Below are 12,519 nucleotides of genomic sequence, written 5' to 3'. Positions count from 1 at the left end.
AAGAATAAACGAAAAAGAAAATAGAAAAATCATAGGATTAGACCTAAGTTATAGTGAAAGCAAGTATTCATGGTAAAATTTCTTCAAATATATAAAAGCTAAAGCCCTATCTGTGCTTAAATGATAATATAATATACTCATAAAGGACTAGTAAATTTTACACGAAATTTTGGCTTTGACTATTTTTTATTAAATTTAACTTATTGGTATTCTTATCTTTAAATATATGAATTCCCTGTATCCTTTTTTGGAAATAAACCTTGAGAAAGAATAATAATTTCTTATATTATTATCTTATTAGTAGCATAATCAAGATACTCCATATCATGTATATCACTCATTTCAGGAACTGACCACTCAGCCCAATAAGCATTATTAGGATGAGAAGAAAGACATTGTTTCCTGAAATTAACAAAAACCATACCTGATGATACAGGAGTTGGAGGAGTCCCACACATTATAGTCTGAGGATTTTTAGATGAGGTAACTGTATACTTTAAAGCCGACTCTTGATCATCTGTATACTCTTGAGCCTCATCTATAATTAAAAGGTCAAAGCCTTCTCCAAGACCACCAGTGGTAGTCCTAGTCCTAAACTCAACTCTTCCCCCAGTTTCTGGAATCTCCACTCTCTCACGACCAGTAGCCCTAAGAGATTCATACTCAATCCCAGCATCATCAAGCACTCTACAAAGTTTCTCCCATGATGCATGAGAAGTATTGGTCCTATGGGCAGTATGGTTTACAACTTCACCATTAAGAAGGGAATATATCTCCCTCATCACTAAGATTTCACTCTTACCATTTCTTCTTGGCAAAGAATATCCACACTTAGTATGAGTCCAAAGCCCATCCTTATTAATGGCCAAGATATCCTTTAAAAGTAACCTCTGCCACTCCATTGTCTTTCTCTTAGATCCTTCATAAAGCTTAATAGCCTCTTTATAATCCGACTTACTATAACTATGACTTATTTTATGGGTAGGAGTCTGCTTACCTAATCTATTCATATAACAAACCCCCTTAAAAAATTGCAAATAAAAAAAGCAGTTTAACGACATACTAAGGTCAATCGAATTTAAAAATTAATATCTATATATAGAGCCAAAACACTACCTACAAGATCCACAATGTAAGGCAACCAAACCAAAAACCAGGACCAATCAATAAAGCCTGTAAGTTTTAACCCTATAAAAAGCAAAGTTAGTAGCTCATAAAAATTAACCCCTTTACTCTTCGTTTCCATAATACCTCCAATAAAAAAAGAACCTTAAGTTCTCTCATAAATATCTTTATGATTTGATTTTATATAGTTTTTATCTAATTTCTTATTAACTAATTTCCTATATGCATTCATATATATTTCTTCTTTATCTCCATTCAAAGTAAATTCATAATATAAGGCCCCCTTATGTGGCATAGACAATAGAGCCTTTGAATTTTGTAAAGTCTTACAAGACCAAACAACAAACACATCTTTCACATCAAACTGTTCGCTAATATCAAGCGGTATTTCAACTCTACAAGCCTCAAAACTTACCACTTCTCTTTTTGCTATTTCTATAAAATCTTCATGTTTCATTTTGTTTTCCTTTCTTTAAATTAACATTAAAAAAGCACCTCTAATATCTTATACCTGTAAGCTATTAGTTGTGCTTATTCGAATTTTATATCCTTTATTTCATCAATTTTTATAGCAATATTTTCATCTTTTGTAGATATATAGAATGTATCGAACTTATAATCCTTGTCATCAAAATCTTCTGCCATTAATATGCCATCTCCTGAGCCTTCAAAAACTTTACCATTTTTTAATATTACTTTTATATAATCTGCCCATTGTGCCTTTTCTAAATCAATCAAAATCTTCTCCTTTAATTGGAACTATATGACTACCTTTTTTCGAATATATTATCTTTCCTTTTGTAGTTGGATATCTCTTATTTCTATATACATAATACCCAATAAACCTATTAAAATTTATATTTTCTTCATTCCTAGGTTTGCCAGATTTGGTAACTGTCACAATGCCTTTCCCAAAATTATCATTTATAAGTCTTTGTGCAATATCATAATCTATAGATAAAATACTTTGCATTCCATAGCCCTTATTTATTCTTGATTTATAATAATCGTCAAATCTTTTAGTCCCTTCTATGTGTTTTTCATAATGATCTTTATTAAAGTTTAATTTTAAATTTCCTTTTCTTACTTCCTTAGCTATATAGATAGATGAAGATCTGGCAGTTATAGCTAACCTCTTATCTTTATTAGAATCAGTCCATTCTTTATGAGTATGAACATTCCTCTTCTTACCCCCATCTCTAGGGTCATATATAACAGTACAATCACAATGTCTATGACGTCTAAAGACTGCATTACCATTATCTTTGACATCTTTATAATCATATACACAAACAAGACTTGAACACCAATCACAACAATGTCCATTACTCTTTCTTATAATCTTAGGGGAAAGACCTGCCTTATAGTGAAAATCTGCATTAGACCTAATAAGATTATCTATAACAGACATAGAGAAGTTTTCTATAGAAGAATAAAAGGTATCAGCTGCATCCTCATATTTATCACTATTAGATACATAATTTACAATACCACGAACCTTATCTTCGTTATACCCACTGTCTATAGCCTTTATGCTAATGCCTGCATCCTTATTTAGCCTAGTTTAAACTTCCTTTCCATAATCATTAATAATATTATAGTTTTCCTTTAGCCTAGGATTAATAAGTCTATCAGCTATATTATAATACATCTTTCCATCAGGAAGAACTCCATCTTTCAAATTGTCTTTAAAAGCATCAGCTAAAATATCTCCAAGCTCCTTAGCAAATTGAGATGAATCCTCATGATTGGCCATCTTCTTTTTTAACCTCAAAAGCTTATCTTTTAATACCCTAGATTCCTTAGTCTTAAGCTTAAAAGATTCATCTATAGCCTTAGCTAATTCAGGAACTATATCCTTATCCATTTAAATCGCCCTTATCTATTTCAGGAGGATTCTCACTTGCATTAAAACCAGTAAGGTCAGAGAGATTATCCTTGCCAAAAAATCCAGGTATAGCCTGATTAATCTTAATAGATGCATCTCCAATCCCAGAAAGAGTAGCCACATCAGGCTCGAACACAGGTTGCCACTTAGGCTTAATAGAATAAAACTGATTCCTTAAATATGGATGCTTATCTTCAAGACACCTTGCCACATAGCCAACATTTAAAAACCCAGCTCCAAAACATCTTTGAGCCTTTCTAGCAGTAATCCTTAAAGTCTCATGACTTGCCTTAATAGCCTCAGCAGATGATGGATTGTCAGTAATAAAACCTAGTTCATCGATAGTATATAATAATTTTCATTTTAGACTGAAGTAATTTCAGAATTTATGGTAATCTATATTTTGACGAATCACTAATAATAACTAATACTATTTAAAGATTTAAGAATCATTTTTCTTCTTACAAAAAAAGAGACTTAAAGAAAGTCTCAATTTCATCTTATTCATTTATTAAGTTCAATTTTCTTAATATTGTCATAAATAAGGAAAGAAGTACTGCTACAACTGATGCTAATACCATTCCAGAAAGTTCAATTGATGCTAATTTAATTTTTAATCCAGATAATCCCGCTATAAAAATTACAGAAGTTAGAATTAGGTTAACAGATTTAGAATAGTCAACCTTTTGATCAACTAGAAGTCTTATTCCGCTTGTTCCAATCATTCCATAAAGTAGAAATGTAACTCCACCAATTACATTGCCCGGTATGGTTTGAATTAAGGCAGCTAGTGGTCCAAAAAATGCCATAATGATTGATATAATTGCAGCAGCGCCTATAACTTGAACAGAATATACTCCAGTTATAGCCATTACTCCAATATTTTCACCATAGGTTGTGGTTGGTACCCCTCCTACAAGACCAGAAAGCGCAGATGAAAAGTTATCAGCAAATATTGACCTATGAAGTCCTGGGTCTTCAAGTAAATTTCTTCCTATAATATTACTTGTGACAACTTGATGAGATACATGCTCGCTTGTTATTACAAGTATTACTGGAATCATTGATAGAATTGCCTCTGCTGAAAATTTAGGTGAAGAGAAGTTTGGTATAGTAAAAATTTTTGCATCTATTACTGGTGTGAAATCTACCATGCCAAAAAATATAGCAGAAATATAGCCTACTATTATAGCTATTAAAATAGGGATTGTTGAAAAGAATCCCTTAAAAGCAACAGATCCAATTATGGCAGTAAATAATGTTATGGCAAATACAAAAAAGTCACCAGTGGTAGCTGTGTTTGTCATTAGATTAGCACCAATTGAACCGCCTGTTACTGTATTTCCAGCAAGTTCAAAACCTATAAGGGCTACTACTGCTCCCATTGCGGCAGGCGGTAGTACTAAATCTATCCATCCTATACCAAATTTATAAATGAAATAAGCTAATAAACAACCTAGAAGTCCGACAACAATAAAAGCACCTTGAGCATATTCAAACCCATCTTTTGCAATTATAGCTGTACCTGGTGCTAAAAATGCAAATGAAGAACCTAAATAAGCTGGTGCCTTTTTCTTTGTAATTAATATAAATAATAAAGTTCCTATACCATTCATAAATAGCACAATTCCTGGATTTATTTTAAATAAAATAGGAACTAGTACACTTGCTCCAAACATTGCAAAGGTATGTTGGATTGACAAGGGCAATAATAATTTAAAGGGTACTCTATCTTCGACTTGGTAAATTTTTTTTGAATTTTTCATAATACCTCCATATTTTACTAAGAGTTATGTTAACAAATATAGATTATATTGTCAATAATAATCTTAAAAATAGGCATATGAAAAGCCCAGAGAATCTGGGCTAAATTTATGTATTATCTTATTCTGCTGGTGAGATTGCTTCTACTGGACATACTGCTGAACATGATCCACAGTCGATACAAGTATCTTCATCTATAACATAAGCTGCATCTCCTTGTTCAATAGCTTGAACTGGACATTCTCCTTCACAAGAACCACATGAAATACATGTATTTTCATCTATTCTATAAGCCATAATTTACCTCCTAATTTATTATATTTATATTATAGTAGTTAGCTTTATTTATGTCAAATGATAGTAAGTATCAACAACTTTAACTAATTTCACTTATTTCTTTAGAGCAATATGTTCTTATAATTTCAGAATCATCATCTTCTAGTTTAACTCTCACCTTACATTTTTTCTTTACATAGTTATTTTCTAAAACTATACCAATGCCATCTTCTGTTTTTACTTTTTGACCTGGTTTTGGCATACTTTTTTTAGCAATTTTATAATTTTCATCTTCGTAAGCAAGGCAACACATTAGTCTTCCACATAAACCTGAAATTTTATTAGGATCGAGAGTTATTTCTTGTTGTTTGGCCATTTTTATAGAAAGAGGTTGAAAGTCATTTAAGAATCTAGAACAGCAGCACTTTTGACCACATATTCCAACACTTGCAATAAGTTTTGCATGGTCTCTAACTCCAATTTGCCTAAGCTCAATCCTATTTTTATAAATTGATGCTAGCTCTTTGACAAGCTTTCTAAAGTCAACCCTAGTATTTGAAGAAAAATAAATCATTAGTTTTTTCCTATCAAATGTAAATTCTCCATCTATGGCATGAAGATTAAGACCTAGTCTATCTGCCTTTTCTTGACAAATTTGAACTGCTTCTTTAGCTTCTTTTTTGTTTTTGTAGTCTTTAATTAAATCTTCTTCATTAGCTTTTCTAATTACTTTACTTAATTCTTTATCAAATTCTTTTGGATTTATTTCCTTATTTACCACTTTTACCATTCCTATTTCAAGGCATGAGTTAGAGTTAACTATAACTTGATCATTAAAATTAAGGTCTAGATCACAAGGATCAAAGTAATATATTTTCCCTGCTTTTTTAAAGCTTATTCCTACTACTTTCAAACTCTTTCCCCTCTCTATATATAAAAAAAATGAAATTTTCAACAGAAATGTCAAAATTAACATTATTTTTAAAGCCTTTTTTAATCTCTTCTATTTTTTTTACTATCCTTTCAATAGAGTCAAAAGGCAAATCCTCTATTCTTTTAAAGTAGAATATGGAATTCTTATCTTCTATCATATCTTTACTAAAATACTTATATCTTAATAAATTATTAAAAAAAACTGATATTTGATCAAACAAATCTTCTCTTTTATCCTTTAGCTTATTAAAGAATTCCTTGTTTTTATAAAATATTGAAAGATTTCCCTTAATAATACCTGTTAAAATATCACAAAGTTTATCATAATCTACTGATTCATTTTCGTTTTTACTTTCAAAACTAATAATTTGGCATCTTGACCTAATGGTTTTAAGTAAATTATAAGAATTATTTGTCGTAAATATAGTTACCACATAATCTTTAGAATCTTCTATACTCTTTAATAAGGCATTAGAGCTTTCTAAAGTGAGATTTTGACTATCATTTATTATATAGATTTTAATTTTTCCATTATATGGTCTTAGATACATATCTCTGATCATATCTCTAATAATAGTTATAGGAATATTTTTAAGATCAAAGTCCTTATTAATTATGTCAAGATCAGGATTCTCATTATCCATTATATCAACACCATAATTATTAAAAATTTTTTCTGAAAACTCTATTGCCTTCTCTAAAGTGTACTTTTTGTTTATGCTTTCAAAGATGTAAGCATTAAAAATTTTATTATTTTTTAATTGATTTTCTAATATTTCCATAAATTAGATTCTAATATATTGGTCTACATCTAAAATGAATATTGTTGCTCCACCTACATTCACATCTACTGGTGCACTTGCAGCAAGAAGTGGAGAATCAGCTGTAGGATTTATAACTGAAGATTGGGTTGTTCTTTTTCTACAATTATCTTCTATAATTTTCTTAACTTCTTCAAGTTTTTCTTCCTCTATACCTATAAGTAAGGTTGTGTTTCCTTCTCTTAAAAAACCTCCAGTAGTTGCAAGTTTAGTTACTCTATATCTTTTATCTGTTAATGAGTCCATCAAAAAGTTTGCATCTGCATCTTGAACTATAGCTATTAAAAGTTTCATTTTATCTCCTTTAAATAATCATTAATAATTTTCAAACATGAATTAATCACAGTATTAACATCTTTATTAGCATCAACTGATATAATTTCATCTTCATACATCTTAGAAAGTTTAATATATCCATCATATATTTTTTTATGAAAAGTGTAATCTTCATTCTCTAACCTATCAGAAACAAAGTTTTTCCTCTTTCTATCAAGAGCAGTCTTATAATCTATATTTAGAAAAATTGTCAAATCTGCACTGACATCTCCTATAGCAAAATCATTAATTTTCTTTATTTCATCTATACCTAAGTTTCTTCCTATACCTTGATAAAGCATTGAACTTAAGACATATCTATCACATAAGATTAAACTTCCCTTTTTTAAGAGTGGCCTTAGTTTCTCATCAACTAGTTGTGCTCTACTAGATGCATACAATAAAGCTTCACACTTATCAGACATATTAATATTTTCATTATCCAATATTATTTCTCTAATTTTTTCTGAAATTTGCGTTCCACCTGGTTCTCTGAACTTATATACTTCATACCCATTTTTAGATAATTTTTCATATATTTTTTCTAAGACAGTAGTTTTTCCAGAACCATCTGGACCTTCAAATACAATTAATTTACCATTCATATCCTTATTATACATTAATTTAGGAAAGATTAAAACAAGATGTTATATATAAAATATCTATAAACTTTAATCATAAATTTGTATAAAAAAAAGACCTTACTCGGCCTTAATTTTATTCTTCGTTCTCTTTCTCTTCAGTTTCATTAACTGTAGGAACATCAGCTGCATCACTATTAGCTTCTTCTTCATCTTCAATAACTTCTTCTTGAGGTTCTTGAAGTGAGCATATAACTTCATCATCTTCTAATAATATTGTAATGTTATTATCTTTAGCTATATCAAGGTCAGCTACTGTGAATGAATCACCTATTTGCATTTCAGCTACTTCTAATTCGGCATATTGTGGTATATACATAGGTAAACATTCAACTTCTACAGTGTCAATATTTTGAACAAGAACTGAAGGCTCTACTCTTATATCATCTCTTCCATTTAGGTAAACAGGTACATTTACTCTGATAGATTCCTTAGCATTGATTGCTTGAAAGTCTACGTGGAAAAATTGTGATTTAAAAGGATGCATTTGATAATCCTTAATTAAAACCGCTACTTTTTCTCCATCAATGTTTAAATCAATAATTGTAGATGTTCCTGCTTGGCTAAGTACTTTTTCAAAATCTCTTGATGTAAATTGTACATTTACATTGTCTTTATCTTTAGCATATACAACACCTGGTACAATAGCTTGTTGTCTAAGTTTATTAACTTTATTTTTTCCAACAGCATCTCTTTTTTTCGCTTCTAATACTATATCTGCCATTGTGTCCTCCTTATTTTAATAATCACTTCATACTGACTTATTATACCTTATTTTACTTATTTTGACAATTTAAATATCAAATTTATATTTTTTATAATAACAACATAAATTTGGGGTATATTATTGTAGATAAGATTTATTTTAGGAGGTATATATGACAGAAAGAAAGAAAAAATTTGGTGAAGAAATAGTTACCGTTATTGGTGATGAGCTTAATGTTGGTGATACAGCTCCAAATTTTAAAGCTATAAACAATGACTTATCAGAATATGACTTTTATAAAGAAGAAGAAGGAAAAATAAAAATTATATCAGTAGTTCCTTCACTTGATACATCAGTTTGTGAAATACAAACTACTAAATTTAACCAAGCTGCTGCTGATATAAGCCCAGATGTAGTTATAGTTACTATATCAAACGATCTACCTTTTGCTCAAGAAAGATTCTGCTCAGCTAAAGGTATTGACCAAGTAAAAACAGTATCCGACTATAACTATCTTGACTTTGCTGATAAATATGGAACTTTAATTAAAGAGCTAAAATTACAAAATAGAGCAGTTTTTGTAATAGATAAAGATAATAAATTAGTTCATATTGAATATCTTGAACAAAATACATCTCTACCTGATTATAAAGCTGCTATAGAAGCTGCTAAAAATTTAATTTAAATATCTATTCAAAAAACATCCCAACGGGATGTTTTTTAGATAGATATAAATTCTTAATACCTTTAAATACTCTAAAGTCATATTAAAAACTATTTGAATTTTATTTATAATGCTCTAATCTAATAGTTAATCTATATCTACATTTTCTTAAGCTAAAAAATCATTAATACAATTTATTAGCTTTCAAAAAGTCAGATTATAGCAACTTTATCACATATTATCCATATGTTTTAAAATCACTATAATTGAATGATACACAAAAATATATTTTCTAATTATCTAAGTTAACTATTCTTATAAAGCAAACTCTCAATTAAAGATAGGGTTGTTATAGAGGCAACCCCTTTCTTAGAGCTTACCAAATCAATATTTAGTGGAGATATACTTTCATAATCTATATCTCCATATAAAACACCATCAATATAACTTGTTCCAACATCTATAAGTATTTGCCCATCTTTAAAATATTTTTTATCATAGTAATTAGCTATACCAATAGCACTTATAAATATATCAGCATTTTTTACTTTTTCTATTTGATTCTCACTCTTGGAATTAAACATTGTCACCGTAGCTTTTTTTGAATTTAGATACATAAATAATGGCTTTCCAATAACATTATTAGAATTAGCTACAATTACATCTTTGCCCTTTAAATCTATGTTCATATATTCAATAAACTTTATAACAGACCTTGCAGTTTGAGGCATATGCGAGAAATCCTTATCCATAATTTTTCCTAAAGATTCATAAGTAAACCCATCTAAATCGTTAAAAGGCATGTTATTTCTAAGATATTTTAAATCAGTATTTGAATCTAAAGGTTGAAGAATTATAAAGCCATCAATATTACTAATCTTATTACAATATTCAATTATATCTATATGATTTTGATCATTACTAAAGAGCTTATCAACTACATCAATTTCAAATTCCTCACATCTTTTTAAAATAGCCTTTTTATATGCTAAAACAGGCCCCTTATTAATCTGAGAAATTATTAAAAGTTTCTTTTTGTATTTATTTTTTTTTATTTTTTTAATTAGATTTTCTATTATTTTATCTGAATTTATAATTTTCATATTATTTATAAAAAACGTCCCTAAGGACGTTTTGTACTTTACTTATATTAAAATATTCTTTTAGCTCCAACATATGAATTTTGATACCATGAACTATAGATATTATCTATAACTACTCCTCTTGATGGTGTAGATGCATGTACAAAATCTCCATTAGAATTAATAATCATTCCTACATGATCTATAACTCCATCAGATGAGAAGAATACTAGGTCACCTGCTTGAAGATTAGTTACTGAATATCCATTATAAAACTGAGTTTTAGAACTTCTATTTAAATTCACTCCTACTTGTCTATAAGCATAATAAACTAATCCTGAACAATCAAATCCACTTGGTGTTGAGCCACCCCACACATAAGGATATCCTACAAATGATGCGGCAATGTTTGCAGCTTGTTGCCCACTTCCAGAAACTTGGTTATTTTGGTATGAAGCTTTTTCTGCTACTATATTATTTGTTTTTTCTTCAACTATTGGAGCAGGTTTTGCTACTTCTGTATCTGAAAGATAGCTTGCATTTATATAAGCTGTTTGTCCATTATATGAAATTTGTAACCAGCCATTAGCAAGTTGTCCTTCTACCTTATCTCCTTTACTTATATTACCTATAGTATTAGAATAAGTGTTCGCTTGACTTCTTACTCTTAATGATGGTGTATTTACCCAACCTGTATAATAAACAGCCTTAGCTTCTTCTTTTTCTTCATTTACTTCTTTTTCTTCTACAACTGGAGCTGGTTTTGCTACTTCTGTATCTGACAGATAATCAGCACTTACAAAACCTGTTTGTCCATTGTAAGAAATCTTTAGCCAACCATCTTTAAGCTCTCCACTTAACTTATCACCTTTAGTTACGACTCCTAACAAGTTTGAACTAGTACCTGCACCACTTCTTACATTAAGTGCTTCAATATTTACCCATCCTGTGTAAGCAATTGGCTTTTGAGCTTCCTCTTCAGCCTTTTTCTCGGCTTCTACTTTTTGAGCCTCTTCTTCGGCTTTTTTCTCAGCTTCTACCTTTTGAGCTTCTTCAGGCTCTTTTTCTTCAACTATTTGGTCAGATAAAAAGTTTAAGTTTATGTATCCCTTTTCAGTTTTTAGCCAACCATCTTCTATAATACCTGAAACTTTATCATTTTTATTTAAAACACCTACTATGTTATTTTCTTGGTCTGTTTTTGATGATCTAATATTAAGAGAATCAACACTTACATATTTTTCTACTACAGATTCATCTACTTTATCATTCTTTTTTTCAACTACATTTGAAATTGTATCTTCTTCAATTTTTTTTACATCGTTTTCTTTGATTTTTTTGTTAACAGCTTTTACGATTGCTTGTTCACTTGAAGATTCAAGAATTGAAGGATCAGCTAGGTTTCTAGATGTTTCAATCTTTTCATTTTTTCTATTACTTTTATTTTCCTTTTCAGCAAACTTAGTATTCTTAACTTCATTAGCATAGTCTTTTTTTACAGTTTCTACTTTTGAAGCAAGATTACTGTCCACATAAGATACGTTGCTATCAAGTACCTTTTTTGATTGATCTTCTTTATCTAGATTATTCATTGTAGAAGCATAAGCAGTTGCCCCGATAGTTACTGCTGCTAATACTCCAATTGTCGATCCTATATTTTTCTTACTCATTGTATCCTCCGTCTATTATTATCTGTTATGAAATTCTGTTATGAAATCTAGAATAATAATATATCTTTTTGATAAAATAGTCAACAATTAGTTACAAAAAAATTACACTTTTAGCAGCTTTTTTTATGTATATTTATAATTTAGAATGATAATTCCCAATAAATTTAAATTATTAAAAAATAAAAAAATAAATTTCGTAATTTTTTATTCACTTTTACGAAACATTTGTAACTATTAAAAATTATTTTGATAAAATTATATATAAAAAAAGAGTAAATCTATAAGCCGTGTTCTGTTAAAATAATCATCTATCTAGGCTAATTGTCACCAATTAGCTCAAGCGAACTACCATACTGGACCGTTACGAGCAGCAATCCTACTGTCCCTTTTGTTCTTGCACCGGATGGGGTTTACACAGCGTAATTATCACTAATCACCTGGTGAGCTCTTACATCACCATTCCACCCTTACCAAATAAATTGGCGGTATACTTTCTGTTGCACTTGCCTGAAGGTCACCCTTACTAGACGTTATCTAGCATCCTTGCTCTGTGGTGCACGGACTTTCCTCGTCTAAGACGCGATTATTCGATTTACTCTATTTAGTATTTTACCATATTTTTATAAATTTCAAA

The 12,519-nt window shown here is 29.6% G+C and carries 17 protein-coding genes and 1 other RNA gene; 1 reads left to right on the top strand and 17 read right to left on the bottom strand.

Going from position 1 to position 12,519, the window contains the following annotated elements; all coding sequences use genetic code 11:
- Positions 1-281: 281 nt before the first annotated feature.
- The 14 genes from SOR60_RS03240 to SOR60_RS03175 all read right to left on the bottom strand — a co-directional run bounded on the left by SOR60_RS03240 (position 282) and on the right by SOR60_RS03175 (position 8,487).
- Entirely contained in the window at positions 282-1,010 is a 729-nt protein-coding gene (locus tag SOR60_RS03240; protein WP_229771185.1) for a hypothetical protein, read from the bottom strand.
- A gap of 68 nt (positions 1,011-1,078) precedes the next feature.
- Complete coding sequence (locus SOR60_RS03235) at positions 1,079-1,246, bottom strand: hypothetical protein (protein ID WP_176269269.1); 168 nt, start codon at positions 1,244-1,246, stop codon at positions 1,079-1,081.
- 24 nt (positions 1,247-1,270) lie between these two features.
- Positions 1,271-1,582 carry a DUF6275 family protein gene (locus SOR60_RS03230; RefSeq protein WP_154538905.1) on the bottom strand — a complete coding sequence of 104 codons (312 nt, stop codon included), beginning with the start codon at positions 1,580-1,582 and terminating at the stop codon, positions 1,271-1,273.
- A gap of 74 nt (positions 1,583-1,656) precedes the next feature.
- Entirely contained in the window at positions 1,657-1,863 is a 207-nt protein-coding gene (locus SOR60_RS03225; RefSeq protein ID WP_154538906.1) for a hypothetical protein, read from the bottom strand.
- Positions 1,856-2,536 carry a polymorphic toxin type 50 domain-containing protein gene (locus SOR60_RS03220; protein WP_320595174.1) on the bottom strand — a complete coding sequence of 227 codons (681 nt, stop codon included), beginning with the start codon at positions 2,534-2,536 and terminating at the stop codon, positions 1,856-1,858. The genes SOR60_RS03225 and SOR60_RS03220 overlap by 8 nt, the downstream gene beginning before the upstream one ends.
- Positions 2,537-2,689: 153 nt before the next feature.
- On the bottom strand, positions 2,690-2,992 hold the full coding sequence (locus SOR60_RS03215; protein WP_320595173.1) for a hypothetical protein: 303 nt from the start codon (positions 2,990-2,992) through the stop codon (positions 2,690-2,692).
- On the bottom strand, positions 2,985-3,224 hold the full coding sequence (locus SOR60_RS03210; RefSeq protein ID WP_229771186.1) for a hypothetical protein: 240 nt from the start codon (positions 3,222-3,224) through the stop codon (positions 2,985-2,987). The genes SOR60_RS03215 and SOR60_RS03210 overlap by 8 nt, the downstream gene beginning before the upstream one ends.
- A gap of 289 nt (positions 3,225-3,513) precedes the next feature.
- The gene (gene uraA, locus SOR60_RS03205; protein WP_320595172.1) at positions 3,514-4,779 is read right to left on the bottom strand and encodes a uracil permease; all 1,266 of its coding nucleotides are present in this window, start codon (positions 4,777-4,779) and stop codon (positions 3,514-3,516) included.
- A 118-nt stretch (positions 4,780-4,897) separates the two neighbouring features.
- A complete protein-coding gene (locus SOR60_RS03200; protein ID WP_154538909.1) occupies positions 4,898-5,074 on the bottom strand; it encodes an indolepyruvate ferredoxin oxidoreductase subunit alpha in 177 nt (58 codons plus the stop codon).
- A 79-nt stretch (positions 5,075-5,153) separates the two neighbouring features.
- The gene (locus SOR60_RS03195) at positions 5,154-5,966 is read right to left on the bottom strand and encodes a PSP1 domain-containing protein (RefSeq protein ID WP_154538910.1); all 813 of its coding nucleotides are present in this window, start codon (positions 5,964-5,966) and stop codon (positions 5,154-5,156) included.
- Positions 5,941-6,768: a DNA polymerase III subunit delta' gene (locus SOR60_RS03190; protein ID WP_320595171.1), complete on the bottom strand. Its 828-nt coding sequence runs from the start codon at positions 6,766-6,768 to the stop codon at positions 5,941-5,943. Before SOR60_RS03190 ends, SOR60_RS03195 begins: the two co-directional genes overlap by 26 nt.
- 3 nt (positions 6,769-6,771) lie before the next feature.
- Complete coding sequence (locus SOR60_RS03185; RefSeq protein ID WP_154538912.1) at positions 6,772-7,101, bottom strand: cyclic-di-AMP receptor; 330 nt, start codon at positions 7,099-7,101, stop codon at positions 6,772-6,774.
- Complete coding sequence (gene tmk / locus SOR60_RS03180; protein ID WP_154538913.1) at positions 7,098-7,727, bottom strand: dTMP kinase; 630 nt, start codon at positions 7,725-7,727, stop codon at positions 7,098-7,100. The genes SOR60_RS03185 and tmk overlap by 4 nt, the downstream gene beginning before the upstream one ends.
- Before the next feature lie 112 nt (positions 7,728-7,839).
- Complete coding sequence (locus SOR60_RS03175) at positions 7,840-8,487, bottom strand: 50S ribosomal protein L25 (RefSeq protein WP_154538914.1); 648 nt, start codon at positions 8,485-8,487, stop codon at positions 7,840-7,842.
- A gap of 154 nt (positions 8,488-8,641) precedes the next feature.
- Here SOR60_RS03175 and tpx point away from each other — a divergent pair, with 154 nt between their 5' ends.
- Positions 8,642-9,154, top strand: coding sequence for a thiol peroxidase (gene tpx / locus SOR60_RS03170; RefSeq protein WP_320595170.1), 513 nt, complete (start codon positions 8,642-8,644; stop codon positions 9,152-9,154).
- Positions 9,155-9,438: 284 nt separating this feature from the next.
- On the opposite strand, the gene SOR60_RS03165 is transcribed toward tpx, so the two are convergent.
- The 3 genes from SOR60_RS03165 to rnpB form a co-directional block, all read right to left on the bottom strand.
- Positions 9,439-10,236 (bottom strand): bifunctional 5,10-methylenetetrahydrofolate dehydrogenase/5,10-methenyltetrahydrofolate cyclohydrolase, encoded by a 798-nt coding sequence (locus tag SOR60_RS03165; protein ID WP_320595169.1) that lies wholly within the window; start codon positions 10,234-10,236, stop codon positions 9,439-9,441.
- Between the two features lie 47 nt (positions 10,237-10,283).
- Positions 10,284-11,885: an NlpC/P60 family protein gene (locus tag SOR60_RS03160; protein ID WP_320595168.1), complete on the bottom strand. Its 1,602-nt coding sequence runs from the start codon at positions 11,883-11,885 to the stop codon at positions 10,284-10,286.
- A gap of 265 nt (positions 11,886-12,150) precedes the next feature.
- Positions 12,151-12,484, bottom strand: an RNA gene (rnpB, locus tag SOR60_RS03155) — RNase P RNA component class A.
- Positions 12,485-12,519: the final 35 nt, after the last annotated feature.

This window comes from Anaerococcus porci, from assembly GCF_034090325.1.
GTDB classification, from domain to species: domain Bacteria; phylum Bacillota; class Clostridia; order Tissierellales; family Peptoniphilaceae; genus Anaerococcus; species Anaerococcus porci.
The sequence above is the reverse complement of the archived record's forward strand: the minus strand, read 5'-3'. Positions and strand labels throughout refer to the sequence as shown.